This window comes from Bradyrhizobium sp. MI1.3, assembly GCF_055811695.1.
The window spans coordinates 15,468-40,799 of sequence record NZ_JBVVPQ010000062.1 but is presented as its reverse complement, the minus strand read 5'-3'; the positions used below and the strand labels follow the sequence as shown (position 1 = coordinate 40,799).

At 63.1% G+C, this 25,332-nt stretch carries 22 protein-coding genes; 15 read left to right on the top strand and 7 right to left on the bottom strand.

Features of this window, described 5'->3' with window-relative positions:
• Positions 1-590: 590 nt before the first annotated feature.
• Complete coding sequence (locus AC0L3A_RS31635; RefSeq protein ID WP_007601251.1) at positions 591-1,574, bottom strand: LysR family transcriptional regulator; 984 nt, start codon at positions 1,572-1,574, stop codon at positions 591-593.
• Positions 1,575-1,676: 102 nt separating this feature from the next.
• On the opposite strand from AC0L3A_RS31635, the gene AC0L3A_RS31630 reads away from it, so the two are divergent.
• The 12 genes from AC0L3A_RS31630 (at position 1,677) to AC0L3A_RS31575 (ending at position 10,998) form a co-directional block, all read left to right on the top strand.
• A complete protein-coding gene (locus AC0L3A_RS31630) occupies positions 1,677-2,621 on the top strand; it encodes a ketopantoate reductase family protein (protein WP_007601252.1) in 945 nt (314 codons plus the stop codon).
• 1 nt (position 2,622) lies between these two features.
• Entirely contained in the window at positions 2,623-3,009 is a 387-nt protein-coding gene (locus AC0L3A_RS31625; RefSeq protein ID WP_007601253.1) for a VOC family protein, read from the top strand.
• A gap of 13 nt (positions 3,010-3,022) precedes the next feature.
• Positions 3,023-3,493: a MaoC family dehydratase gene (locus AC0L3A_RS31620; protein WP_007601256.1), complete on the top strand. Its 471-nt coding sequence runs from the start codon at positions 3,023-3,025 to the stop codon at positions 3,491-3,493.
• On the top strand, positions 3,490-4,716 hold the full coding sequence (locus tag AC0L3A_RS31615) for a CaiB/BaiF CoA transferase family protein (RefSeq protein ID WP_007601258.1): 1,227 nt from the start codon (positions 3,490-3,492) through the stop codon (positions 4,714-4,716). Before AC0L3A_RS31620 ends, AC0L3A_RS31615 begins: the two co-directional genes overlap by 4 nt.
• 3 nt (positions 4,717-4,719) lie before the next feature.
• On the top strand, positions 4,720-5,547 hold the full coding sequence (gene aroE / locus AC0L3A_RS31610) for a shikimate dehydrogenase (protein ID WP_007601259.1): 828 nt from the start codon (positions 4,720-4,722) through the stop codon (positions 5,545-5,547).
• A 15-nt stretch (positions 5,548-5,562) separates the two neighbouring features.
• Entirely contained in the window at positions 5,563-6,417 is an 855-nt protein-coding gene (locus AC0L3A_RS31605) for a shikimate dehydrogenase (RefSeq protein WP_007601260.1), read from the top strand.
• Between the two features lie 51 nt (positions 6,418-6,468).
• A complete protein-coding gene (locus AC0L3A_RS31600; RefSeq protein WP_007601261.1) occupies positions 6,469-7,137 on the top strand; it encodes an amino acid ABC transporter permease in 669 nt (222 codons plus the stop codon).
• Between the two features lie 12 nt (positions 7,138-7,149).
• On the top strand, positions 7,150-7,806 hold the full coding sequence (locus AC0L3A_RS31595; RefSeq protein ID WP_007601262.1) for an amino acid ABC transporter permease: 657 nt from the start codon (positions 7,150-7,152) through the stop codon (positions 7,804-7,806).
• Positions 7,807-7,857: 51 nt separating this feature from the next.
• The gene (locus AC0L3A_RS31590) at positions 7,858-8,685 is read left to right on the top strand and encodes a transporter substrate-binding domain-containing protein (RefSeq protein WP_007601263.1); all 828 of its coding nucleotides are present in this window, start codon (positions 7,858-7,860) and stop codon (positions 8,683-8,685) included.
• A 62-nt stretch (positions 8,686-8,747) separates the two neighbouring features.
• A complete protein-coding gene (locus AC0L3A_RS31585; RefSeq protein WP_354128980.1) occupies positions 8,748-9,494 on the top strand; it encodes an amino acid ABC transporter ATP-binding protein in 747 nt (248 codons plus the stop codon).
• Between the two features lie 13 nt (positions 9,495-9,507).
• Positions 9,508-9,957, top strand: a complete 450-nt coding sequence (aroQ, locus tag AC0L3A_RS31580; RefSeq protein ID WP_007601266.1) for a type II 3-dehydroquinate dehydratase — start codon at positions 9,508-9,510, stop codon at positions 9,955-9,957.
• Positions 9,958-9,963: 6 nt separating this feature from the next.
• On the top strand, positions 9,964-10,998 hold the full coding sequence (locus tag AC0L3A_RS31575; protein ID WP_219683107.1) for a Gfo/Idh/MocA family protein: 1,035 nt from the start codon (positions 9,964-9,966) through the stop codon (positions 10,996-10,998).
• Between the two features lie 50 nt (positions 10,999-11,048).
• On the opposite strand, the gene AC0L3A_RS31570 is transcribed toward AC0L3A_RS31575, so the two are convergent.
• Both AC0L3A_RS31570 and AC0L3A_RS31565 read right to left on the bottom strand, forming a co-directional pair.
• A complete protein-coding gene (locus AC0L3A_RS31570) occupies positions 11,049-12,050 on the bottom strand; it encodes an alpha/beta hydrolase (protein ID WP_007601273.1) in 1,002 nt (333 codons plus the stop codon).
• A 15-nt stretch (positions 12,051-12,065) separates the two neighbouring features.
• A complete protein-coding gene (locus AC0L3A_RS31565) occupies positions 12,066-13,001 on the bottom strand; it encodes an MBL fold metallo-hydrolase (RefSeq protein ID WP_007601274.1) in 936 nt (311 codons plus the stop codon).
• Positions 13,002-13,233: 232 nt separating this feature from the next.
• On the opposite strand from AC0L3A_RS31565, the gene AC0L3A_RS31560 reads away from it, so the two are divergent.
• Positions 13,234-14,178 carry a LysR family transcriptional regulator gene (locus tag AC0L3A_RS31560; protein WP_007601275.1) on the top strand — a complete coding sequence of 315 codons (945 nt, stop codon included), beginning with the start codon at positions 13,234-13,236 and terminating at the stop codon, positions 14,176-14,178.
• Positions 14,179-14,259: 81 nt separating this feature from the next.
• On the opposite strand, the gene AC0L3A_RS31555 is transcribed toward AC0L3A_RS31560, so the two are convergent.
• The gene (locus AC0L3A_RS31555) at positions 14,260-14,610 is read right to left on the bottom strand and encodes a RidA family protein (protein WP_088941402.1); all 351 of its coding nucleotides are present in this window, start codon (positions 14,608-14,610) and stop codon (positions 14,260-14,262) included.
• Positions 14,611-14,935: 325 nt separating this feature from the next.
• On the opposite strand from AC0L3A_RS31555, the gene AC0L3A_RS31550 reads away from it, so the two are divergent.
• Positions 14,936-17,257 (top strand): molybdopterin guanine dinucleotide-containing S/N-oxide reductase, encoded by a 2,322-nt coding sequence (locus AC0L3A_RS31550; RefSeq protein WP_473255841.1) that lies wholly within the window; start codon positions 14,936-14,938, stop codon positions 17,255-17,257.
• A gap of 82 nt (positions 17,258-17,339) precedes the next feature.
• Here AC0L3A_RS31550 and AC0L3A_RS31545 read toward each other — a convergent pair whose 3' ends face one another.
• Entirely contained in the window at positions 17,340-18,323 is a 984-nt protein-coding gene (locus AC0L3A_RS31545) for a helix-turn-helix domain-containing protein (RefSeq protein WP_473255840.1), read from the bottom strand.
• A gap of 353 nt (positions 18,324-18,676) precedes the next feature.
• Here AC0L3A_RS31545 and AC0L3A_RS31540 point away from each other — a divergent pair, with 353 nt between their 5' ends.
• The gene (locus AC0L3A_RS31540; protein WP_473255839.1) at positions 18,677-21,559 is read left to right on the top strand and encodes an ATP-binding protein; all 2,883 of its coding nucleotides are present in this window, start codon (positions 18,677-18,679) and stop codon (positions 21,557-21,559) included.
• Positions 21,560-21,587: 28 nt separating this feature from the next.
• On the opposite strand, the gene AC0L3A_RS31535 is transcribed toward AC0L3A_RS31540, so the two are convergent.
• A complete protein-coding gene (locus AC0L3A_RS31535) occupies positions 21,588-22,295 on the bottom strand; it encodes a hypothetical protein (RefSeq protein ID WP_219683101.1) in 708 nt (235 codons plus the stop codon).
• Between the two features lie 118 nt (positions 22,296-22,413).
• Complete coding sequence (locus AC0L3A_RS31530) at positions 22,414-25,257, bottom strand: ATP-binding protein (protein WP_473255838.1); 2,844 nt, start codon at positions 25,255-25,257, stop codon at positions 22,414-22,416.
• Positions 25,258-25,332: the final 75 nt, after the last annotated feature.

The following is a 25,332-nucleotide window of genomic DNA, read 5'->3' as shown; positions in this document are numbered from 1 at the left end:
GACAACCCGTTCGGCACGAGGTTGTCACCCATGTCTTAGGTACGACCTGTTACCTATGTCTCCGGTCTGGACAAGGGAAAAGCGGTAGCGGCCTCCTGACTCGAACCCCCGACGCATCGCAACGCCACCGATCTGGCGCGGCGGTAAATCCGCTGGCGCGATTGCGATTCCAGCCGAACCGGATCAGCTCTTAGGTTCGTCAAGGGATCTCGACCGGCTCCAATCCTGTAGGTGGGAGTGGAATGTGGTGTGCGACGAATGCCCATTTGCGGTCGGATAAGGGCAGCAGTGCGATCCATAAGTCATTGATTGTATTTGACCCGTGGCTGACTCTTAATCAGCGGGTCCCAGGTTCGAGCCCTGGTGCGTCCACCAAATAAGAGTTCTTGCTTCCCAATACCTTCGCGAAATGGTGGCCGAGAATAGAACGGGTCTCGCGCGATATCTTTCGTGGCGGGACGGTGCACGGGCAGATCGCTGCGGGTGAAGTTTCCTTTGTCCTGTATCTCACCCCATTCGACATGGTGCGCAGAGCCGGGCGTTAAGCTTCGGTCGTAGGGCAAGTTACCCGAAAGCCGATCTCAACAAGCTCATTGCGACTGCAAATCGCGAGGCACTCGTTTCTTCGGCCGACCGGAACGATGCAGACCGCGTACTTCCTGCTGTTGAAAAAGCTCCGCGCAGAGGCCACGCAGCCATTGGCTTGCCGGGTCGTGATGGAAGCGGGCGTGCCAATATTGCTTCACCGTGAAGCCGGCAATCGGCAGCGGGCAGTTGAGCACGCGCAGTCCGTAATAGTGAGCCAGGGTTTCGCCGATGTGCCTTGGCAGGGTAGCAAGCAGGTCAGTCGTTCCGACGATTGCGGGTAGCCCCAAAAAGCCGGGCAACTCCAGTGCAACGTCGAGGACTATCTTCTGCTCCTGCAGCGCGCCCGCGAGCAACTGATGTCCAGTGCCGGAGCGAATGAGGACGTGAGCCTCACGCCTGAAATCCTTTGCCGTGATGCGGTCGCGGATCCGAGCATGTTTTGCGTTCGCGAGGCAGACCCAATCCTGCGGAAACAGCGCCTGTTGGAAGTGTCCAGCATCGAGATCCGAGATGTAGCCGAGCGCCATGTCGGCTTCACCGGATTGCAGCATGCGTGGAGTGTCGGCGCCAATCTGTGTCGCCTCGATACGAACGCCTGGGGCAACGCGGCGGACGTGGGCGAGAATGGACGGAAGCAGCGTGACGTGGCTTCCGTCCGTCATGCAGATGGCAAAACGGCGCTTTGCGGTTGTCGGATCGAAATCGGTGCGAAGCTCGGCAAGGCGACGCAGCATTTCCAGCGCCTGCCTCGCGGTGCCGATGAGAGCCTCGGCGCGCGGCGTCGGCAGCATGCCCTTCGCTGACCGGATGAAGAGCGGATCGTCCAGTTCCGCACGCAGGCGGGCCAGCCAGATCGAGATGGTCGGCTGACTTTGGCCGAGCTTTTCGGCTGCCCTGGTGACGCTGCCAGTGGTGAACAATGCATCGAAGAGCCTGAGAAGGCGCGGGTCCAGCAGGTTGGTCTCGGTGTGATCCTGGTGCTTCATTGCAATTCACAATAACGGATATAAGAATCATAACATATATAAATATCGAGCCGCCAGCTACGATGCTTCCAACGCCGAGAATGGCGCGGGAGAAGCGTTCGGATGAGGATCTGCTTTATCGGAGCGGGAGCCTTGGGCTCGACCATCGGCGGTACGTTGGCGCGCGGCGGGGCCGAGGTCTGGCTGATCGATCCGTTCCAGGCTCATGTCGGCGCAATCAATGCCGGTGGCCTGCGAATACTCGAAGATGGCGCCGAGACCGTCGTGAAGGTCACTGCTTGCACCTCCGCGGCTCAGGTCGGCGTAGAAGCGGACCTCGTCATTATCCTCGTCAAATCCTACCACACGCGGGATGCCATCCGTGCCGCGGCGCCGATCATCGGGCCGCGGACGGTCGTGATGTCGCTTCAGAACGGTCTTGGTCACGAGGACATCCTGTCGGAGGAGGTTGGTCGTGACCGGGTCGTGGCGGGCAAGACCTACGTCGGCGGTGTGCTGCTCGGCCCTGGTCATGTTCGTTCCGGGGTCATCGGCAAGGAGACCATCATCGGCGAGCTTGATGGGCGCTTGACAGAACGTGCGCAGCGAATCTCCGAGACCTTTAATCGCGCCGGCATTCTCACGCTGCTCAGCGACAACATCTTGGGCACGATGTGGGACAAGTTGTTCATCAACGTCGCCGGAGGAGGAATTACCGCCGTGACCGGGCTGACTTATGGCGGCCTGTATTCGCTGCCGGTTCTGGAAGATTGCGCGCTGGCCGCAATCTCGGAGGGCATCTCGGTCGCGCAAGCTGCTGGCGTGAAGATCTCGATTACCGATCCGCGACGCGCCTGGTCGATGGCGTCCGCTGGACTGCCGCCCGAGTTCAAGACGTCGATGTTGCAGAGTTTGCAGTCCGGCAATCTCACCGAGGTTGACTACATCCACGGCTCCGTCGTGCGCTGGGGCGCCAAGCTCAGCGTGCCGACCCCCGTCAATTCCACCCTCGTCGCGCTGGTCAAGGGCATCGAATACGCCCGCAGCGACTATCCTGGAAAGTCCTGAGATGTCATTGCCCCGCGCTTATGTCGAACACGTCGCGATCCGCGTGCCGGACGTTGATCGTCACGTCGACTTCTTTCGTGAGGTGCTTGGTCTCGCCATTCGCGATGAGCAACCCGCCGATGGTACGCGCCCGCGTCAGGTTTGGGTGCTCGGAAGCGTGCAACTCATCGAAGATCCGAATTTCGTCGGACCAGAGGGGCGTCTCGCCCATCTCGGCATCATGGTCGACGATTACGAGGGTGTGCTCACCCGTGCCGCCGCCTGGGCCGCCAAAGCGTTGCCCGCCGGGCCGAACTGGCTCGAGCTGCCGGGCGGGCTCAACGTCGAAATCTTGCAAGCCAGCGCAGGCGCCGTGGAAGCCGCCCTGGCGATCAATCCCCGTGCCTAGAGGAAGACGCGACATGACAGATGAGCGCTACTGGGACGATGCCAAGGTCGGCGATGAATGCGTAACCCCCTCGGTGACGGTCACCGAAGCAATGGTGAATGCCTATGCCGAACTGACGGGCGATTTCACGCCGGTCCATGTCGACGAGGAGTACGCGAAGACAACGCCGTTCGGCACCCGCGTCGCGCATGGGTTGTTTGGTCTGTCGCTCGCTGACGGATTGAAAACGCGTGCCGCCTACCGGTTCCTCCCGGGAATGTCGCTGGGCTGGACATGGGATTTCAAGCTGCCGATCAAGCTCGGGGACACCGTGCATGTGAAGTTCCGCGTTGGTTCAATGCGCGGCACAAAGAGGGATGGGTGGGGCATCGTTGTGCTGCCTTCGGAACTCATCAATCAGCGCGGCGAGGTCGTTCAGCTAGGTGAGCATCGGCTGATGATCCCGATGCGCCCGAAGACCAGCGCTGCAGGAGAGCAGGCATGACCGCGCAAGATCTGCCGCTCAAAGGCATTCGCGTCATCGACTACAGCCATTTCCTGGCCGGCCCGTTCATGGGCCGTTGCCTCGCCGCGATGGGCGCGGAGGTCATCAAGGTGGAGCGCCCAAAGGGGGGCGACGCAGGCCGGGCCCATGGATATTTCAAGGACGGACAATCCGGCTACTTCCTGCAGCAGAATATGGGGAAGCAGGGACTTTGCATCGACCTGCGCGACGAGCGTGGTCTCGACATGATGATGAAGCTGGTCGACACGGCCGATGTCTTCATCGAGAATTACCGACCCGGCGCACTCGAACGTCTCGGTCTCGGTTACAAAGCACTATCAGCGCGGAATCCGAGGCTGATCTATTGCTCGGTCTCCGCCTATGGCCATACCGGTCCCTATGCCGATCGTCCGGGCTTCGGCCTGATCGCAGAGGCGATGTCGGGTGCGCTGGCGCAACTGGGCAATCCCGGCGAACCGCCGCCGCTGCTGCGGATGCCGCTGGCCGATATGTACACTGGCATTCATGGCGTCGCTGCTATCAATGCGGCGCTGGTTGGCCGTGCGTCGTCCGGGCGCGGCCAACATATCGATCTGGCGCTGTACGATTGCATGGTCTCGATGCACGACTATGCGGTTCAGCGTTACTTCCTCTCGGGCGGCGCTGACCTGCCGAAGCAAACCGGCAGCGGACAGCCGGATTCGACAGTTTACGGCGTCTTTCCGGCCAAGGACGGCAATCTTGTCATCGCTGCGCAAGTCGATGATGCGTGGCGACGATTGGCGAGCCTGATTGGAGGAGACACGCTGGCATTGGACGAGCGTTTCGCCAAGCCCGCCGCGCGGAACGCCCATTATGCTGAAGCCATGGAGATTGTGCGCAATTGGACGCTATCGCAGCCGTCTCGAGATGCGTGTCTTGCGGCACTCGAGGAAGCAGGTGTGCCGTCCGCTCCCGTGCAGACCATCGAAGAGGTCGTGAGGGATCCGCAGATCCATGCGCGCGGCATGCTGGTCGAGCAGGAGCATCCGGTGCTCGGCAAGGTAACGCTGCCGAACCTGCCGTTCCGGTTTTCCGATTGCGACACCACGGTGCGCACTCCGGCGCCACTGCTTGGACAGGACAATCGTCGCATTGCTGTCTCGCTGGGACTGTCGGCCGAAGCCGTCGACGCGATGGTGCGCGACGGCGTGCTCTACAACGAAGCTGCAGTGCAGGAGTGAGCGATGAGCGATCGCTATGCGGTGATTGGCAATCCGATCGGCTTCAGCAAGTCACCTTTCATCCATGGCACTTTCGCCAAAATGATGGGACAGGATCTCGTCTATGAGGCGATCGAGGGGCCCATCGATGGCTTCAGCGCACGGGTTGATCAATTCCGGACGGAGGGCGCCAAGGGGCTGAACATCACCGCCCCGTTCAAGCTCGATGCCTTCGCTTATGCAAATGAGCTCTCAGAGAGCGCCCAACGCGCAGGTGCCGCAAACTGCCTGAAGTTCGAGGGCGATCGGATCATTGCCGAGAATTTCGACGGAATCGGCCTGGCGCGTGACATCACTGCCAATCTCGGCGTCAAAATGGTTGGCCGGCGCGTCCTGATGCTCGGCGCTGGGGGAGCGGCACGTGGCGCGTTACTGCCGTTTCTGCGCCAGCAACCGTCCGAGCTGGTTCTCGTCAATCGAACGCTGTCCAAAGCCGTGGCATTGGCCGAAGAGTTTGCCGGCTGTGGTCCCCTGATCGTGAGCGGCTACGCTGAACTGGCCGACCTTGCCGAGGGCTATGACGTCGTGGTCAACGCGACTTCTGCCAGCCTGCGAGGTGAAATGCCGCCGCTTCCGAGCAATGTCTTCCAGGGCGCGGAGCTGGCGTACGAACTTGCCTATGGCAAAGGATTGACTCCCTTTCTGCAAGCGGCCCGCACTGAAGGCGTGGCCAAGTTGGCTGACGGCGTCGGCATGCTGGTCGAGCAGGCGGCGGAAGCCTTTGTCTGGTGGCGTGGCGTCCGACCGAGCACGGCCCAGATCATCGCCGAATTGACTGTCCCATTGAGCTGACGGACGACGCCGACAATGCATCCCAAACCCAGTTTTCTCGTCGGCCTGATCGGCAGCGGCATCTCGGCGTCTCGCACGCCGCCCATGCACGAAGCGGCCGCAGACGCCGCTGGCATCCGCTATCTCTACAAGAAGATCGATCTGGTCGAGTTGAACCTCGGGGTCGAAGCGTTACCGGAATTGCTCACGGCCGCAAGGCGGATGGGCTTTGACGGATTGAACGTGACCCATCCCTGTAAGCAGGCGATCCTTCCACTGTTGGACGAGCTTTCGCCCGACGCGGAGGCGCTTGCCGCTGTGAACACCGTGGTCGTCAGAAAGGGCCGGATGACCGGCCATAACACGGACTGGTTCGGCTTTGCCGAGAATTTTCGCCGCAGCATGCAAGGTGCACCACTCGGTCGTGTCGTGCAATTCGGCGCAGGCGGCGCGGGCGCGGCGGTTGCTTTCGCGCTCATGAAGCTTGGCGTGCAGGAACTGACCATCATAGACGTCGACTTGGCCAAGGCGCAGAGCGTGGTCGACGGCTTGTCCTCTCGATTTGTCAAAGGGCGCTTGAGGGTCGGCCGGGATGTCGCAGCGGCCGTGGCTGCCGCAGACGGAATTGTAAACGCGACGCCCATTGGCATGGACAAGTATCCGGGAACGCCGCTGCCGCTGGCAATGCTCTGTTCCGGTCTCTGGGTCGCTGAGATCATCTACTTCCCGCTGGAGACCGCGCTGCTGCGCGCGGCGCGTACCCTCGGCTGCCGCACCGTCGATGGTGGCGGAATGGCAATCTTCCAGGGCACCGAAGCATTCCGCCTGTTCACGGGCGTCTCGCCTGATCCAGACGTCTTCTTCGCAACTTTCGCATCCCTGGGAGGATGACATCCGGCCGATGGGCGAGCGGTACGCACAACGCCCGAGAGGAAACGCAAGATGGGCTACACGCTCGATTTCTCGGTGGTTTGGCACGCAATGCCCGCGTTGCTGTGGGGTTGCGTGGGGACGTTGGGGTTGGCGCTTGCTGGCATGACGCTCGCAATGATCATCGGCGTCGCGGGCGTCGCAGCCCGCGATGCGAAGGCGGCCTGGTTGCGCGCCATCGTGATCGGCTTCGTCGAAATCGTGCGCAACACGCCGTTCCTGGTGCAGATCTTCTTTCTGTTCTTTGCACTGCCACTCGTCGGGGTAAAGCTCAATCCGACTGCCACCGCCATTATTGCGCTCGGTGTGAACGGAGGGGCATACGCCATCGAGATCATCCGCGGCGGCGTGCAATCGATTCACAAAGGGCAAATCGAGGCCGGCTACGCGCTCGGACTGCACAAAGGGCAGGTATTCCGTTCCATCGTACTCAAGCCCGCGCTTCGCGCGATCTATCCCTCGCTCACGGGACAGTTCATCATGCTGACGCTGACCTCGTCGATCTGTTCGGCTGTGTCCGCCTATGAATTGACGTCGGTGGCGCAGCGCATCGAAAGCGACACATTCCGCAGCTTCGAGGTCTATTTCTTCGTCACTTTCCTCTACCTCGCGATCTCCTGGCTGCTGATGGCGGGCTTCGCAATCATCTCTCACCGCTTCTTCTCATATCCGACGCGCTGAGGAGCACAGATCATGACACCGCATTTCGGCCTTCCCGAGTTCGGCTTCCTCCTGCGTGGTCTGCAATGGACGGTACTCCTGACGCTGGTTGCATTCGTCGGTGGCTGTACCGCCGGCCTGGTCGTCGCACTGTTGCGCACCTGCGGTCGCACGAGTGTGGAATGGATAGTCCGGATCTATATCGGAATCTTCCAGGGGACACCGCTGCTGCTGCAACTGTTCGTGGTGTACTACGGCTTGGCGCTCCTCGGATTGAAGCTGTCGGCATTCGTTGCGGTCGCGATCGGGTTCACCGTCAACGCCTCGGCTTTTCTCGGCGAGATCTGGCGCGGCGCAATCCAGGCCGTGCCTCGCGGTCAGACCGAGGCCGCAATGGCGCTCGGTCTGCATTATTCCGCGCGCATGCGCGACATCGTGCTGCCGCAAGCCATTCGCATCGCGCTGCCGGCGACCATCGGCTATCTCGTGCAGCTCATCAAGGGCACCTCGCTCGCTGCCATCGTCGGCTTCATCGAACTCGCCCGCGCCGGTCAAATCGTATCGAACCAGACCTACCAGCCGTTGCTCGTCTTCGGTGTGGTCGGCGCAATGTATTTCATCCTCTGCTGGCCACTCTCATGGTGGGGCAGTCGGGTGGAGGCCAGGCTCGCCCTGGCCGGTCAAAGGTAGGTTCGGCGCACCTACTCAATCAAACACAGCCATCACCAGGAGGAGATACTCATGTTGTTTTCGCTCAATCGTCGCCAGCTCGGCATTGCGCTGCTGACGCTCGCGGCCATCGTTGTCGCAGGCGGCTCGCAGGCGGGCACGCTGGAGGACGTGAAGAAGAAGGGCGTCGTCGTCATCGGCATTCAGGGCGATAATCCGCCCTGGGGCTATGTCGATAGCTCGGGAAAGCAGGATGGGATCGATGCCGACATGGGGCGCGCCTTCGCTGAATATCTCGGCGTGAAGGCCGAGTTCGTCCCGCTGGCGGTGGCCAACCGTATTCCGGCGCTGACCACAGGCCGGGTGGACATTCTGTTCGCGACCATGGCCATGCTGCCCGAGCGCGCGAAGGCGGTACAATATTCCAAACCGTATGTTGCCAATGAGATTACACTGGTCGCTGCCCAGGCAACTCCGATCAACAGTAATGCCGATATGGGGAAGTACGTTATCGGCGTCCCACGCTCCTCCACGCAGGACACCCAAGTCACCAATAATGCTCCTGCGGGCGCCGAAATCCGCAGGTTTGATGATGACGCGGCCACGATCCAGGCGCTGCTCTCGGGTCAGGTGCAGGCGGTCGGCGCAAACAGTTTCTACCCGCAGCGTCTGAACGCTGCAAAGCCGGAACTTGGGTTCGAGCCCAAGCTTCACTTCACCGCCTTGTACAACGGGGCCTGCACGCGCCTGGGAGAGAAGGAGTGGAACGAGACGGCGAACAAATTCATCGACCAGATCAAGTCCAATGGCAAATTGGCCGGTTTCTACGCCAAGTGGATGAAGGCGCCCGTGCCAATCTTCCCCGACTCAGTCCCCGGAGTTCCGTTCACAGTTCAATAGTCACTGCAAGCGGCCGACGCGCTGGGCGCGTTGGCCGTCGTCCGATAACGGAGGTCGAATCCATGCAGGACCAGATCCTGATCGAAATGAAGGGCGTGCAGAAATGGTACGGCGGGTACCAGGCTCTCCGCAACGTTGATCTCACTGTGCGCCGAGGTGAAAAGATCGTGCTCTGCGGTCCTTCCGGTTCGGGCAAGTCGACGCTGATACGCTGTATCAACCGCCTGGAGGCGATCCAGCAGGGCAGTATCGTGGTGAACGGTCATCGGCTGGACGACAGCATCAAGGCCATCGATGTCGTGCGTCAGGATGTCGGCATGGTCTTTCAGAGCTTCAACCTTTTTCCGCATATGACGGTCTTGCAGAACTGCATGCTCGCGCCCATTCGCGCGCGCCGCATCGGCAAGACCGATGCGGAGGCGACCGCGCGAAAATATCTCGAGCGGGTGCGCATTGGTGAGCAGGCCGAGAAGTATCCGGCTCAACTCTCGGGCGGTCAGCAGCAACGTGTTGCGATCGCGCGTGCTCTCTGCATGCAGCCCAAGGTCATGCTGTTTGATGAACCGACCTCGGCTCTCGATCCGGAAATGGTCAAGGAAGTGCTCGACACGATGATCGGTCTCGCCAACGACGGCATGACCATGATTTGCGTCACCCACGAGATGGGTTTTGCCCGCCAGGTCGCCGACCGCGTCATCTTCATGGCTGAAGGGCAGATCATCGAAGAAGGTGTGCCCGACGCTTTCTTCCGCAATCCGCAGCACGCTCGCACCAAGCAGTTCCTTGGCGAGATCCTAGCCCATCACTGAACGGAGTTATTCCATGAGTCGTCTTGTCTACGTCCTCAACGGGCCAAATCTCAATTTGCTCGGCAAGCGTCAGCCCCACATCTATGGCCACGAGACGCTTGCGGATGTGGAGCGAGATTGTCGGGGGCTAGCCACGGAGCTCGCTCTGGAGCTACGCTTTCACCAGTCGAACAGAGAATACGAGTTGATCGATTGGATCCACGAGGCACGCGAGACGGCTGTCGGCGTCGTGATGAATCCCGCGGCTTTCACCCATACGTCAGTCGCCATCCTGGATGCTTTGAACACGTTCGAGGGGACAGTGATCGAGGTGCACATTTCCAATGTGCACAAGCGCGAGGAATTCCGCCACCACTCGTTCGTTTCCAAACGAGCTGATGGCGTTATTGCAGGCTTCGGCACTCAGGGTTATCTGCTCGGCTTGCGTCGCGTGGCCAAGCTGCTCGATGAGAAGAAGGTATAGAATCGCATGAGTGCACCCATCCGCCTGACGGTCATGGGAGCGGGTCTCATCGGCAAGCGACATATTGAACATATTCTCGCGCGGCCGGAGGCGGTGCTGTCGTCGATCGTCGATCCGACGCCGGCAGCACGAGAGTTGGCGGTTTCGCTGAACGTGAACTGGTTTCCGTCCTTTCGGGACATGCTCTCCGAAAGTCGGCCCGACGGGGTGGTCGTCGCCACCCCCAACCAGATGCACGTGGCGAACGGCATGGATTGTATCGCTGCGGGCATCCCGGCGCTGATCGAGAAACCGTTAGCGGATGATGTCGTTGCTGCACAGGCGTTGGTCGAAGCCTCCGACCGGGCGGGCGTGCCGTTGCTAACCGGCCACCACCGCCGCCACAGCCCGATGATCCAACGCGCCAAGGCGGAGATCGATAGTGGCGGGCTCGGTCAGATCGTATCGGTGCATGGCATGTTCTGGTTGATCAAGCCGGACGATTATTTTGAAGTGTCCTGGCGCCGCGAGAAAGGAGCGGGCCCCATTTTCCTGAATCTCATCCACGATATCGACCTGTTGCGGTATCTGTGCGGCGATATCGTCGCGGTGCAGGCTGCCCAATCCAATCGGCTGCGCGGAAATGGCGTTGAAGAGACCGCGGTGGTGATCCTGCATTTCGCCTCCGGCGCGCTGGGAACGGTCAATGTCTCCGATACCATCCAGTCGCCTTGGAGCTGGGAATTCACCGCCGGTGAGAACCCAGCCTACAGTCGTACGCAGGAGGCGTGTTACCAGATCGGCGGCACGCGGGCATCGCTGGCTATTCCGCAACTCGATTTATGGCATCATCCGAGCAAGGCCAGTTGGTGGGCGCCGATTGAGCGCGAGCAGCTAAGATATGAGAAGGAAGACCCGCTTGGCCTGCAGATCGCAAATTTCTGTGGTGTTATCTGCGGCACGGCCACGCCTGTGGTGAGTGGGCACGAAGGGCTAAAAACGCTCAGGGTGATCGACGCGGTCAAGCGCGCAGCGGAAACCGGAGATCTCGTGTCGGTTTGATTCGGGCGAGGCACCTGTGTTCTCGCGGCGGGATCCGCGCGAAGATCGCGCTAGTCATGCTCATACTGTTCCGAGAGAAACTGGTTGATCGCGTCGAACGCCTGCAACCGGTTCTTCTCCAGCAGAACCATGTGCGTGCCTTCGCCGATCTCGACCCATCGCCGATATCGCGCCTGTTTCAGTGAGAGGAAGAGGTCCTGTGCCGAGCCGATGGGCACGTCGCGGTCCCATTCGGCGTGGACCAGAAACACCGGCACGCGAATCTCGCTGGGCTCGTAAAGGGCCTTGCCGGCGGCCCAGTACTCGCGGATGTCCAGGATCGGGCCGTTCACGGCACGCATGAGCGGACGAGCTCCTGCGCTGGCCTGTGGGTCTGTTGCGAGCGAGATGTCCGCCCAGAGTTCGAACCCACCTTCCGGGATGAGACTTGATCGCGCTGCTTCCGGTGCTGCCGAAAGCCAGCGCTCCCTGAAGTCCAGAACAGGGACGTGGCGATAGGCCCCGAGGCGGCCGCCCGCATCGATCGGAGCCGGGCCCTTCAGCAACCACAGTGGCGCGACGAGCGCCAGCTTTACGATCTTATCGTTATTGCTTACCGTGTAGGCACCGGCCACAGAGCCGCCCCAGGACATCGCGACCAGATTGAGCCGCGTGATGTTGCGCTGCTTCAGGATGTATTGGACTGCGCTGGCGAGGTCACGCACGCCGACTTCCGTGCGCACAATCGGCTCAGAATCCTCCGGCGGCGCGTCCATTTGGGGCGGACGCGTCGATCCGCCATAGCCGCGCACGTCGAGTGCAAAGACGTCGTAGCCGTGCCCGGCGAGATAATCCATGAAGGAGATGCCATCGAGCGGCACATCGAACAGGCTTTCCGACGAATAGGTCGCGCCGTGCATCATCAGGATGGTTCGCTCGGCGGAAAACGTCTTGAGCGCCGCTGTTCGCTTGTTGCGCAAGTGAAGCGAGATGCCGGCCGTGTCGCTCGGGATCATGAGATCCTCGACCACGATGTCGGATCCGTCTGCCTGCGCGTAAGTTTGCTGGTCCATGATCGGTCTCCTTTATCAGACGAATTGCCAGGCGAAGCGATCGCCGCGGCAGTCGATGCGCCCGACGGACGATTGTGCGAAATGGGTGGTGAAAACGGTTGCGCCAAGCTCGGCTGCGTCCTCGAGGACGGCGGCGCGAGAGCGCGAGGCGGCCTCAGGGAATTCGCAGAAGCAGGAATTGAGCGAAGGCTCATACACCTGCAGTGGATGGTGCATCACGTCGCCGGCAAAAAGCGCCTGCTCGCCGCGGGATACGAGACGGATCGACGCGTGATCGATGCTGTGGCCGGGAGTCGGGATGAAAGAGATGCCCTCAAGGAGCTCGTCGCCATTCACTGCGATGAGCTTGGCAAGGCCGGCCTCGATCACCGGCCGCACACTGTCGTCATAGACGCGGTCGGCCGGCTTGCGCGCCGCCGGGCCGAGCGCCGGGTCGGGGCGGGCTGCCCCTGTGGGCTCCGTGCCCGCCGCGAGGCTCTCGCCATAGGCCTGCTCGATCCCGGAGAAGACGTAGGTTGCGTTCGGGAATGTCGGAATCCAGCGACCGTTGACCAGGCGCGTGTTCCAGCCGACGTGGTCGGCATGGACGTGCGTGAGCAGAACGTAGTCCACCTGTTCCGGGGTGACGCCCGCCGCCGCCAGCCGCGCCAGGAACGGCTCGTTCAGACGATGCAGCGGCGGGATGTCGGGCCTGTTCTTGTCGTTGCCGGTCGCCGTGTCGATCAGGATCGTGTGGTGCGGGGTTTTGACCAGCCAGCTGTGAATGCTTTGAATGAAGGTGCCGGTTGCAGGATCGAACGAGCCCGCCTCGAGCCGGTCGCGATGGCGCTCAAGCGCATCCGGTTCGGCGTCAGGATAGAGGGCGCCGAACTTGAATGCGGCAAGCCGCAATTCATCGATCCGCGTGACGGCTGCATCGCCAACGCGATAGGTTTTCGTCGCTTGCGTCATCAAGGTCCTCCACTCCAGGTCGTGGCTGAGCCGGCCTGATTGCCAGCGCCGCGGTGACCGGGAAGTACGAAGCGCACCACGCCGCCGGGAGGGCCGTGGGCTCGATAGGTCCCATCGACGACGTCGATATCGAAAGGCGGTCAGCCCAGCTTTTCAGACCGCCATTTTGGCTCTACCTCTCTCATCGCGGCTCGTTCGGCCGCGATCATGTGCTTTGAACGGAGGAGGACCGATGCCGGATGCGGAACACGGTCCAGGTCGGCTGGCCGACGACACCGATCTCGCCGAGATCGACCTCGGCCTATTGCTCGCCCTGGAGGCTCTGCTGCGCGAGCGGAACGTCACGCGCGCGGCGTCGCGCCTGAACATCGGTCAGCCCGCGCTATCGGCTCGATTGAACCGGCTGCGACAGGTCTTTGCCGACCCCTTGTTCGTGCCCGCGGCGGCGGGCCGCGGCGTGGTGCCGACGACGAGAGCGGTGGAGCTGCAGGCGGAGCTGGCAGACGTGCTCGGCAAGCTCCGTCGCATGGTCGAGGGACCGGCCGTATTCGACCCGGTCCACAGCCAGCGCACCTTTGTCGTTGCCATCCACGAGAATCCAGCCGTGACGCTGGCGCCCGGATTCGTCGCGCGGTTGACCTCCACGGCCGCACGGGCGCGGCTAGCCTTCGTCCATCCGACGCGCGACGTTGTCGATCGGCTTGAACGGGGCGAGATCGACATTCTGGTGACGGGGGCTGATGGGGCACACGGCGATCTGATGCAGCGCCCGCTTTTCGAGGACAGCTTCCTCTCCGCGCAGCGCAAAGGTCACCCGCGCGGCCACGGGCCGCTTGATCTCGATCGTTTTTGCGCGCTCGACCATCTGTTGATCTCCGCCGACGGTGGCGGCTTTTCTGGTCTGGTCGACGACGCACTCGCCGGGCTAGGCCGTTCCCGACGCGTCGCCGTCTCGATTCAAACCTATGCGCTGGCGCCGGTCATCCTTGCCCACAGCGACTGCATCTGCACCCTTCCGCGACGCTTTCTGATGCGATTTTCCCACGAGCTCGATCTTACATCGCCGCCGCTCGATCTGCCGCCGGCGCGCATCGTTGCGCTGTGGCATCCGCGCAATCAGGAGGACGGAGCTCATGCTTGGTTACGTGAGTGCCTGTACCAAGCGGCCGCCTCCTGATTCGACTTGCCTCAACCGCACCACGTCGCGCATCTAGGCTTGATGATCGTCGGGACCTCTCGATCAGCGGATTCCGTGCCACTATTGTCGAGCGGCGATGGCCGTGATCTCGAGTTTGACGCCAGGACCGAGATCGGCCACGCCGATTGCCGCGCGCGCCGGCAGATGAGCCTCTGCAAAATGCGCCTTCCAGGCCGCATTGAACTCTGCCTTTTCCTTGAGGCTCGCCATGTAGATGGTCACCTGCAAGACGTTGCTCAGATCGGATCCGAGGGTCTTGAGTAACTGCGCCAACTGCCCGAGGACGTCGTTGGCCTGGCCCGACATGTCGAGGCTCGTGTCCTCGGGGACGATTCCACCGATGTAAAGCACGCCATTGTGCTCGACCACTTCGTGGAGCAGACCTTCGTAGGGCAATTCGCGCTTGATCATGACGGGACCGATGTTGTGTGTGACGGGCGGCATATCGCACATTTCAATGTCAGTGTCGTTGCAAGAGATCTCGCGCCAAGTCTTACCGGAAAACGGACCGCACGGCCCCGAATGCAGACGGCTAAGACGTTGAAAATAAAAGCACAAATTGGTCGAAAAATCGCCGCCGGTCGTCCCTGCGAACGTTCGCCAATCTATCTTTGCACGAGCGCCCGGCATTTTCGCCGGCCCTGACCCGACGACATCGAAGCGCGGATCGCTATACTGCGACCCGGGTTATCGGTGCGGCCGGGACAGTGCCGCGACCGGAACAAGGAATGCGACGATGGACGATACGATTGGCTTCCCCGACCCCGGCCTCGACCTGTCCGACGGCTTCAAGCCGCACACCTCGCATTGGGGCGTGTTCTCGGCACGTCAAGGCGAGGCCGGGCTCGAGGTCAGGGCCTATGCGGGCGATCCCGATCCGAACGGCATCATCGGCAATTTTCCCGGCGCGCTGCGCCATCAGGCGCGCATCACCCAACCTGCGATCCGCCGCGGCTGGCTCGAACGCGGTCCCGGTCCGGACGATCGCCGCGGCCGCGACGAATTCGTCTCCGTTAGCTGGGAGAAGGCGCTCGATCTGCTCGGCGACGAGCTGGCACGCATCCGTGAGACGCGCGGCCCCGGCGCGGTGTTCGGCGGCTCCTATGGCTGGTCGAGCGCGGGCCGCTTCCACCACGCCCAGAGCCAGGTGCATCGCTTCCTCAACATCGCCTTGGGCGGCTATGTGCGCTCGGTGAACTCCTATTCCTCCGGCGCGTCCTCGGTGCTGCTGCCGCAGATCTTGGCAGGCTACGAGGACATCACCAAGCGCAACGTCACCTGGGAGCAGATCGCGGCCGATACCGACATCGTGCTGGCGTTCGGCGGCATGGCGCTGAAGAACTCGATGGTCGCAGGCGGCTCGATCAGCAAGCATGTCGAGCGCGGCGCGATGGAAGCTGCGCGCCGCCGCGGCTGCGAGTTCGTCCTGGTCAGCCCACTGCGCGAAGACCTGCCCGTCGAGGCCGGCGCCGAATGGATGACGTGCGTGCCCGGCACCGACACCGCGCTGATGCTCGGCATCGTTCATACGCTGGTCGCGGAAAACCTGCACGACCAGGCTTTCCTCGATCGCTACACCGAGGGATGGCCCGTCTTCCTGCGCTATCTCACAGGCGAGAGCGACGGCCAACCCAAGCACGCCGAATGGGCCGCAGCGATCTGCGGCGTCGACGCAAATACGATCCGCACACTTGCGCGCCGGCTCGCCGGCAAGCGTGCGCTCATTACTGTCTCCCATTCGCTCCAGCGCGCCGAGCATGGCGAGCAGCCGGTGTGGATGGGCATGGTGCTGGCGGCAGCGCTCGGCCAGATCGGCCTCTCCGGCGGCGGCTACGCCTATTCGTTGGGGGCGATCGGCTATTACGGCCGCCGCGTCAACGACGTGCCGGGGCCGACACTGGGGCAGGGCCGCAACGCTGTCCGCGATTTCATTCCGGTGGCGCGCATCGCCGACATGCTGCTCAATCCCTGCGGCACCTATCGCTACAACGGCGAGACGCGCACCTATCCGGATATCCGCCTCGTCTACTGGGCCGGCGGCAATCCCTTCCATCACCACCAGGACATCAATCGCCTGCGCAAGGCGTTTGCGAAAGTCGACACGCTGGTCGTGCACGAACTCGCATGGACTGCTACGGCCCGGCATGCCGACATCGTGCTGCCCTCGACGATGACGCTCGAACGCGAAGACATCGGCTATTCCAGCAACGATCCCCTCATGGTCGCCATGCACCGGATCGCCGAGCCGTTCGGCCTTGCGCGCGACGATTACGAGATCTTTGCCGATCTCGCCGACCGTCTCGGCGCGCGCGACCCCTTCACCGAGGGGCGGACGTCACGTCAGTGGCTGGAACATCTCTATGAGCCGACCCGCGCCTCGCTCGAAGCGCGCGGCCTGGAGGCGCCAAGCTTCGAAGAGTTCTGGCGGCGCGGCAGCCTGGTGGTGCCGCAACAGCCCGACGACGGCGGCCGGCTGCGCCGCTTCCGCGACGACCCCGTCAATCATGCTTTGCCGACGCCGAGCGGCCGCATCGAAATATTCTCCGCCAAGATCGCGGGTCATGGCGATGCGGATTGTCCGGGCCATCCGGTCTGGCTGGAGAAGTCCGACATGCCCAAGCCGGGGGCGCCGTGCTTCCTGGTCGCGAACCAGCCGGTGACGCGTCTGCATAGCCAGCTCGATTTCGGCGGACATTCGCTTCAAAGCAAACATCGCGGCCGCGAGGTCGCACGCATGAACCCTGGGGACGCTGACGCGCGCGGGATCAAGGACCGCGACATCATCCGGCTGTTCAACGCGCGCGGCGCCTGTCTCGCCGCGGTCCACGTCACCGACGATATCGCCCCCGGCGTAGTCCAGCTCCCGACCGGCGCCTGGTACGACCCGATGGACCCCGAAGACGACGCGCCGCTCTGCGTGCACGGCAATCCGAACGTGCTCACCCGCGACGTCGGCACCTCGTCCTTCGCGCAGGGCTGCACCGGCCAACTCACGACAGTCGAGGTCGAGAAGTTCACCGGCAATCTGCCGCCGATCCGGGCGTTCGATCCGGTGTAGAAAAAAGGGGCCGCCCTGTGTGGGTACAGGGACGGCCCCGAGTGGCTCGCAGGCCCGGGAGGATGAGGGCGCGAGCGGATGCTTACGCGGCTGCGCTGATCCAGTCCCTCTCCGTCAAAGGACGACGCGGCGGGAGTGCTTGCACTTCACGCCGTTCGCCCTCGCTGGCGAGGCGCCAGCGTGCCGGGGATTGATCGCTGATGCGCTTGAAGACGGTCGAAAAATGCGCCTGCGTGCTGAAGCCGACCGCAAGCGCAATCTCCGCCAGCGGCCGTTCGGTGGTGGCCAGCAGCGTCTTGGCGTGCTCGATCCGGTGATTGAGCAGATATTCTCGGGGCCGGTAACCGGTCGCGGCGCGGAATTGCGCCGCAAAGTGCATTCTGGACAGGCCGGCGACATTGGCGAGTTCGGACAGGCTAATGCAGCGGTGGAAATGATCGGCGACATATTGCTCGACCCGCCGCAGCCGCCATTTCGGCAAGGCATTGACCCTGGCGCGTGGCAATTCCAGACGTGCGAGATGCATCGCAAGGGTCTGGCCGATGCAGCGCGTGAACTCGTGGTCCGCGGCGTCGCCAAGTTCGATCAGCGCCTTGGCAAGCTCGGCTGCGAGCGGATCGCGCAACAGGACGAGGTCATTCAATCCCTCGGTCCCGGAAAATTGTGCCGGAAATTGATCCGCGGAGATGTAAAAGTGCAAGAAGGCGCATGGCGACTGGAATTGCACGGCGAGGGGCTTCGACGGCGCGGTGAGATACAGTGTGCCCGCGGGCATGGTCCCGTCGAAAATGACCTGGCGATCCCGGGTCAGTTTCGCGCGCGTGGTCTTGAGGGCGATGCCGACGAAATAGCGATCCTCAGGGGTCGTCGCTTCGTGCGACGAGGTGCTCCGCGGGTCTTCCCATCGCGAGATCGCGATGTCCTTGGCGGCCACCCCCGCGCGCGGATCGACCTGACGCCATTGACGCTCGCGAATGATCGCTTGTGTTGCCTGAGGTATCTCGCAATCCCCCGAGGCGCCCGGAAATTCAATCCAGGCATCACTTGCCTGCAAATTGGTCAACATCGTTCGTCCTCTCCGGGCGTTCTCCGCTGTTTGCAACCAGCAAACGCGCAAAGCCCTGCTTTCCATGTTGAGAGGATAGGCGTGAGCTGACCTGCAAGCTCGTTAGTGGTGATTAGGATGTGTTAGTTTTTGTGGGAGCGCATCAGGTGCGGCATCCCGTCTCAGGAAGCGTCCTTTTTGTACAATTTATCAGATATTTGCGCATCCCCGGCCCGACATAGGAGAGCGCCGGACATCGCGTGGAGATCGACGCGGCGGCGTGAGTTCCGTGGTTTGCCCTCGCTGGACCTCGCACTGGCGCGGGGTATAGTCGCGCCGCATTTCGATGGAGCGGCCGTCAGGATGAGTCAGAAGTGACCGAGCTCTCGGCAGGACATGGCCCCCGCAGCAGCGACGCCGCGGCGATCCCAGATTTCGATGCCGTCGCGTTCGGGCCATTTTCACTTCGGTCGCGGCTGCTGGAGAGGGATGGCTTGCCGGTCAGGCTCGGCAGCCGCGCGACGGATATTTTGCGCCTGCTGGTCAGTCGCGCCGGCGAAGTGGTCCCGAAGGACGAAATTCTCGGCTATGCGTGGTCCGGACTTTCCGTCGAGGAGGTCAGCCTGCGCGTCCATGTCGCGGAGCTGCGCAAGGTGCTCGGCGACGGAAAGGATGGTGCCCGCTACATCACCAACATCCCGGGCCGGGGCTATTGCTTTGTCGCCCCCGTGCGGCGTGGCGAACGCGCGGAGCTGGCTGCGCCGCCGTCGCGTGCGCCTGGAAGGACTGCGCCGCCACCTTCGCTGCCGCGCCGATTGGACCGGATGGTCGGGCGGGAAGACGCTGTAACCGAGTTGGCGGCCCGCTTGCTCCGCGATCGCTTCGTCACGTTGCGAGGGCCGGGCGGCATCGGTAAGACCACTGTTGCGACCGCGCTCGCGCATGAGATGTGCGATAGCTTCGACGGCAATGTCCATTTTCTCGAATTCGGTCCGCTCAAGGACGCGGCCCTGGTCGCGAGCACGGTTGCCGCCGCCTTGGGCCTCGTCGTGCACCATGATGATCCCTCGGCCAGCATCGTCAATTTCCTGCGGGGCCGCCGGCTGCTTCTCGTGCTCGACAGCTGCGAGCACGTCATCGAGGAGGTCGCGCGTCTTGCAGAAAACATCTACCGGGCGGCGCCCGGCATCGTCATCCTCGCAACCAGCCGCGAGTCGCTGCTGGTGGAAGGCGAGCAGATTTTCGAGCTCGTTTCGCTTCCTGGTCCGCCGCAGGGCACCCGCCTCAGCGCCGGCGAGGTGCTGGCTTATCCCGCTGTGCGCCTGTTCGTCGATCGCGCCGTCGCGGCCGGGCATCGCGACGACATCACCGACGAGGATGCCGAAGTCCTGGCCCGGATTTGCGGCAAGCTCGATGGCATCGCGCTGGCGATTGAGCTGGCTGCCGCGCGCGTCGGTCTCTATGGACTGCGCGAGATGGCGGCACTGCTCGACAACCGGTTGCAGCTCGAATGGCGCGGGCGGCGGACGGCGCCGCCGCGGCAGCAGACGCTCGGCGCTACGCTCGACTGGAGTTTCGGTCTGATCGGCGAGAGCGAGCGGATCGTATTTCAGCGCCTCGCCGTCTTCGCAGGTCACTTCACGTTGAGGGGCGCGATAGCGATCGCGGCCGGGGCGGCGATGCCGGAGGACCGCGTAGTCGAGGCGCTGGAGCAGCTCGTGGTGAAGTCGCTGATTTCCACCCAGCCGGACGGCGCATCGCGGCGCTATCGCCTGCTCGACGCAACGCGCGCCTATGCCCTGCAGAAACTGGCCGATGGCGGACAGCTGGCCGAGATCGCGCGCCGTCACGCTCTCTATGTCCAATGCACGCTCGAAGCGGGCATGAAGGATGAGGGCAGCAATCATGCCTCACGTTTGCAGGAACGCGCGAGCCTGCTCGCCGATGCCCGCGCTGCGCTGCAATGGGCTTATGCCAACGACGAGGGCGCCGGCTTGCGCGTGCCGCTCGCCGGCAGCTGCACAAGGCTCTTCGTCGAACTCAATTTGCTCAACGAGGCGCGCATCTGGTCCGATCGCGCCCTCGCAATGCTCGACGAGGCCGACCGGGGCGGCGCATGGGAGCTCGAACTTCAGTCGACGCTCGGTCACGCCTTGATGTTCACCGAGCGCAACAGCGAGCAGGCGGAAGCGGCGCTCAGGCGCGGGCTGGAAATAGCGGAAGCGCTTTCCGATCACGCCAACACATTCAGGTTGTTGTCCCGGCTCAACATGTTCTACCGCCGGACCGGTCGCTATCGGCATCTGGTGCCGACTGCGCTTCACGCCGAGCGGATTGCCCGCGTCATCGGCGATACCGCGGGGATCGCCGGGAGCAAAGCGCTGCTCGGCGTGTCATATCACCTCGCCGGAGACCAGGCCGCGGCGCAAGCCCATCTCGACCAGGGCCTGCGCGACGACGCTGCGCTCCGCGGGACCCAACCCGGGCATTTCGCCTATTCACGCACACCGCAGATTCCGCTTGCGCGCGTGCTATGGCTGCGCGGCTTTCCCGATCGTGCGCTTGAATGCATCCGGCCGCTAGTCGGCGCTTCAGCGCCGCATGACGTGGTCATGCATTGTATCGCATTATGCTGGTCCGCCTCGGTGTTCGGCTGGCTCGGCGACTGGTTGTCAGTTGAGGCCATGACCGATCGCCTGGCCGCGCATGCGAGCATGCACGGACTCGTGCCCTACGAAGCCGTCGCGACGGGTTTTCGGGCACAGAGCATGATCGCTCGGGGCGAGGTGGCCGGCGGCGTCGACCTGATGCGGAGTGCGCTTCCACGCCTGCATGCCGATCGCTACGAACTCTATGCCTCGGCGTTCGCCGCGGATCTGTCTCGGGGCCTGGTCAGCTTGGGACAATTGACGCAAGGCATTCAGGTTCTTCACGAAACCATTCTACGGGTCGAGCACGAAGGCGGCGCCTTCGACATGCCCGAGCTGCTCCGTCTGCGGGGAGAGCTGGAGGCCCATGGCGGCAATCCCGACGCGGCCGAGGCGGATCTTGTCGCCTCGATCTCGCTCGCCGAACAGCAGGGCGCGTTATCCTGGCGGCTGCGAGCCGAGATGTCGCTGGCGAGCCTTCGAATCCGGCAGCGTGTGCAAATTCCGCTCGAACAGCTCGCTCAAACCTATGCCCGGTTCACTGAGGGGTTCGAGACCGCCGATCTCAGGGCAGCGCGGCGCATGTTGAACGAGCCGGCGGCCCGGTGAAGTCGAAGCGAATTTTTTGCGCGGGCCGCTACTCGAAGACGGCGTCAAAGATCTCGACGTCCATCAGTACGGGCTTGGCGACCACTGTTCCGTCGGGCCGCAGCGTCTGCGCGCGTCGGAGCGTCGGCACCACGATGCCGCCGAAGCTGTCATGGGCCCAGGAGTAGTGCGCGACCTTCATCCCGAACAGATCGTGATCGGTCCGACGTTGCAACGCGTTATCGTCGAAATAGAAGATCTGCTCGGGCGCGAGCGTGATCAGGCCCGGAGGGAACTGCGCCCGCAACCGCCGCCATGACTCGTTGTTCTCCTGCCACGGTGGCAGCTCCTCCACCACCACGTCGGGATGGGCGAGCAGGAATGGATTGGTCAGATAATTCCAGATCGCGACGCCGCAGAAGAAGACGAGATGCAGTTCGTCCGCCAGCGTAGGCGAACCGGCCTCGGTGAACGCAACGCTTGGATTGCGCCAGGTCCTGAGGACCTCACCCTCGAGGCTTTCGATCGTGATCGCGTCCGGCTGAAACGAGCCGGAATGTTCCCCTCCGGTGATGCCGGTGAAGCGGACCGACTGCGTGCGGGTCGAGCCCTCCGCCGTCACGTCCTTGAATTCGCTGGCATGTCCGGTGCTCGAGAACAGCGTTCCGGCAACGGAGAGGTGAAGCGTGAACCGGCTCAAGCTATTCCAGCGGGCCATTCCGCCGCTGGCATCAATTACATCGTCAAGAAGCGCCATGTCCCGCCATATCCACCGTGAAGTGCCAGCACCATGGCGGGGCGGATGCGGCTTGGCGTGTTAGAAGTTGTTAGGAGTTGCGAGCGGAAATTCTTGCGGTATCCCGTTGAAGATACACTCAATTCAGCGCCGCAAGGAGCTCCCTGGCTGCGACGAGATCACGGGTCTGGAAGCCCTCCTGGTACCGCGCGACGAGAGGGGCGATCAGGGCGCGCGCGTCTCCGGCTTTTCCGGCCTGGCGCCAGAACCGGCCGAGACTGATTGCCCCCCGCAGCTCCCAGCCGAGCGCACATTGGCGGCGTGACAGATCAAGCGAGTCCCGGAAGCAGCTTTCGGCCTCCGCGGCATTGCCCGATCGGGCGAGGATATCGCCCTTGACCCTCAGCATCTCGGGCATGTCGAAGGATTCGCCATGATCGGGGATCTCTGCGATGGCATCATTGATGGTCTGCAAGGCTTCGTCGGCCTGGTTCTGCGCCACGAGTCCCTCCGCGAGCGCGGTCGCAAACACCGTCGTCATGATCCGGTGTCGCGTCGCGTACAGCGTGGCCTGGCTGCGGCGGAGGTGCTCGATGCTGGCGGTGACGTCGCCGCGGCGAAGCAGCAGCTCACCCTTCTGGCCGATGCCGACCGCATGATAGGGCCCGAGGAAGTGCCGCGCCGAATGATCGATCAGCCGCTCGATCAGGATTTCCGCATTCGCCAGGTCGCCGACCCAGAGGAACACGTAGATGGTCCAGATCAAGGAAATACCGAGAGTGAGCGGTTGCTCGAGCAGCTCGGCTTCGCGAATGGTGTATCGGGACGCCTCGATCGCACGATCGGGCCGGCCGGTGAGCCAAAGCCCGCGCGCGAGCGCCACCAGTGCGACGATGCGGTCGTCATAGCCGAGATGCCCGATATTCAGCCGCCGCGAGCCGGGATTATGCAACATCGCGCTCTCGCAGAGCTGCACCGCCTTGTCCTGGTTGCCGATTAAATGATGGGCGACGCCCAGCATCCATTCGACGTTCAGCGTGCTGGCGGGATCGTTCAGCTTCCGCGCGACGCTCTCGCCCTGTTCGCCGGTTCCGAGTGCTCCGTGAAAATCCCCGACCCTGGTCAGGTAGATGTGTAATCCGCGCAGCAACCAGAGCTGCCAGTGCAGATCCTGGAGCTCTCGGGCAAGCTGGAGACTGCGCGTGAACGCCGAGCGGACCGCTTCGGTATTGCCCTGCGTGAACATCGCGGAGACGCCGAGCGCGGCGTGCAGGATCATTTCATTGCGGCCATCCACTGCGCTCGCGTCGAGGGACGCCAGCGCCTGCTGGGTCCAGCGGTAGCATTCCGTCAGCAATGTCAGCTCAAGGAAGAACTGGGCCGCTGACGCCGCAAGATCCACGCCGATCGTTCGGTCCCCGCCGTCCGAAAAGCTCCAGGTCAGCGCGGCCCGAACATTGGGCAGGTGGTCGGCATAGGGAAGGAAGCCGCCGGCCGTCTGCATGCCCGTGGATTTGAGCGCGATGTCGCGCAGGAAATCGCGGAAATATTCGGCGTGGGCGCGTGCGACGCGGTCCGCTTCGCCGTTCTCGACGAGCTTGTCCGCTACGAAGGCACGCGTCGTATCCAGCAGGCGATAGCGCAGCCGCCGCTCCGCAGGCGAGGTCGCGATCAGCGATTTGGAAAGCAGATTGGAGATCGCCTCGGCGGCTTCTGCCTCGCCAATTCCCTGACAGGACGCGACCGCAAGCGCGGCTTCCAGCGTGAACGGTCCGACGAATGCCGACAATCCGCGCAGCGTTGCGCTTTCGGTTGCCGGCAGCAAATCATAGCTCCAGGCGAGCGCCGCACTCAGGGTGTGGTGCCGCGGCACAGCGGTGCGCCGACCGCGCCATAGCAGCGAGAAACGGCTGTCGAGCAGCGAGGCGGTCCCGGCAATGCCGTAGGCGTTCACACGCCCGGCCGCGAGCTCGATCGCGAGCGCGATGCCGTCCAGCCGACGGCAGATCTCGGCGACGAGCGGCGCATCCTCTTCGCTGAGCTCGAATTCGCTCAGGCTCTCTGCAATGCGTTCCACGAAGAGCTGAGTTGCGGGATAGGCAAGGATGTCGGCGATGCCGAGCCCGTCGCGCTGTGGCGGGCAATCCAGTGGAAACAGCCGATGGACACGCTCACCGTCGGCGCGGAAGGATTCGCGGCTGGTGGCGAGAATATGCAGCCCGCCCGCTTCCCGGACGATGCGTTCGGCCAGGGGGGCGAGATCGTCGAGGATGTGCTCGCAACTGTCGAAGACCAGCAGCATCCGCCGGCTGCGCAGGAATGTCAGCAACCCCGGCATCGGGTCGTCGGAATTGACTGTAAGGCCCAGCGCGGCCGCAATCGTTCCCGCAACGAGCCGCGTCTCCCTGAGTGCGCCGAAATCGACAAAACACACCTGGCCGTCGAAGGCCTGGAGTTCGCCATGCGCCACCGCCAGTGCGACCGAAGTCTTGCCGATCCCGCCGGGGCCGACGATCGTGACGAAGCGATGCAAGGCAAGCTCGGCGGAAATTCTCGCGACCGCATCGTCCCGCCCGATCATCTTCGCGAGCGGCGAGGGCAGCGAGCGCGGCGCAGCGACGGGCAGGCTGGTCCGGTTCTCCGATGGGGCAGCCCGGAGCAGCGCGGCCGTGAAGCAATAACCCCGCCCGGGGACGTTGACGACGTAGCGGGAGCCTTCGCCCGGATCGCCCAAGGCCTTGCGCAGTGTCGTGATGTGAAAGCGCAGGCTGCCTTCGTCCACATTCACGTCGGCCCAGACGCGCCGGATCAACTCACGCTTGTCCACGACCTCCCCGGCGCGCTCGGCCAGAAAAACGAGAATATCGAGCGCACGGCCGCCGAGGTGAACCGGGGCGCCGTCCTTCTCGAGCAGCCGCGTCTTTGCGAACAGCCGGAATGGCCCGAAAGCAATGGCCGACTCCTGGTCGTTAGTGTCCGGCACGGGCCAATCATTCCAGTGAGAGCTGAACTCTGCACTTTGATTTAGCAGAAGGGAACCCCGAGTAAACTGGCCGAA

Coding starts and splice junctions, on each gene's coding strand:
- AC0L3A_RS31570 (WP_007601273.1), bottom strand. CDS start 12,050: ATGGACCAGCAAACTTACGCGCAGGCAGACGGATCCGACATCGTGGTC.
- AC0L3A_RS31590 (WP_007601263.1), top strand. CDS start 7,858: ATGTTGTTTTCGCTCAATCGTCGCCAGCTCGGCATTGCGCTGCTGACG.
- AC0L3A_RS31600 (WP_007601261.1), top strand. CDS start 6,469: ATGGGCTACACGCTCGATTTCTCGGTGGTTTGGCACGCAATGCCCGCG.
- AC0L3A_RS31545 (WP_473255840.1), bottom strand. CDS start 18,323: ATGTTGACCAATTTGCAGGCAAGTGATGCCTGGATTGAATTTCCGGGC.
- AC0L3A_RS31595 (WP_007601262.1), top strand. CDS start 7,150: ATGACACCGCATTTCGGCCTTCCCGAGTTCGGCTTCCTCCTGCGTGGT.
- AC0L3A_RS31565 (WP_007601274.1), bottom strand. CDS start 13,001: ATGACGCAAGCGACGAAAACCTATCGCGTTGGCGATGCAGCCGTCACG.
- AC0L3A_RS31605 (WP_007601260.1), top strand. CDS start 5,563: ATGCATCCCAAACCCAGTTTTCTCGTCGGCCTGATCGGCAGCGGCATC.
- AC0L3A_RS31575 (WP_219683107.1), top strand. CDS start 9,964: ATGAGTGCACCCATCCGCCTGACGGTCATGGGAGCGGGTCTCATCGGC.
- AC0L3A_RS31550 (WP_473255841.1), top strand. CDS start 14,936: ATGGACGATACGATTGGCTTCCCCGACCCCGGCCTCGACCTGTCCGAC.
- AC0L3A_RS31625 (WP_007601253.1), top strand. CDS start 2,623: ATGTCATTGCCCCGCGCTTATGTCGAACACGTCGCGATCCGCGTGCCG.
- aroQ (WP_007601266.1), top strand. CDS start 9,508: ATGAGTCGTCTTGTCTACGTCCTCAACGGGCCAAATCTCAATTTGCTC.
- AC0L3A_RS31555 (WP_088941402.1), bottom strand. CDS start 14,610: ATGATCAAGCGCGAATTGCCCTACGAAGGTCTGCTCCACGAAGTGGTC.
- AC0L3A_RS31560 (WP_007601275.1), top strand. CDS start 13,234: ATGCCGGATGCGGAACACGGTCCAGGTCGGCTGGCCGACGACACCGAT.
- AC0L3A_RS31585 (WP_354128980.1), top strand. CDS start 8,748: ATGCAGGACCAGATCCTGATCGAAATGAAGGGCGTGCAGAAATGGTAC.
- AC0L3A_RS31630 (WP_007601252.1), top strand. CDS start 1,677: ATGAGGATCTGCTTTATCGGAGCGGGAGCCTTGGGCTCGACCATCGGC.
- AC0L3A_RS31535 (WP_219683101.1), bottom strand. CDS start 22,295: ATGGCGCTTCTTGACGATGTAATTGATGCCAGCGGCGGAATGGCCCGC.
- AC0L3A_RS31635 (WP_007601251.1), bottom strand. CDS start 1,574: ATGAAGCACCAGGATCACACCGAGACCAACCTGCTGGACCCGCGCCTT.
- AC0L3A_RS31620 (WP_007601256.1), top strand. CDS start 3,023: ATGACAGATGAGCGCTACTGGGACGATGCCAAGGTCGGCGATGAATGC.
- AC0L3A_RS31615 (WP_007601258.1), top strand. CDS start 3,490: ATGACCGCGCAAGATCTGCCGCTCAAAGGCATTCGCGTCATCGACTAC.
- aroE (WP_007601259.1), top strand. CDS start 4,720: ATGAGCGATCGCTATGCGGTGATTGGCAATCCGATCGGCTTCAGCAAG.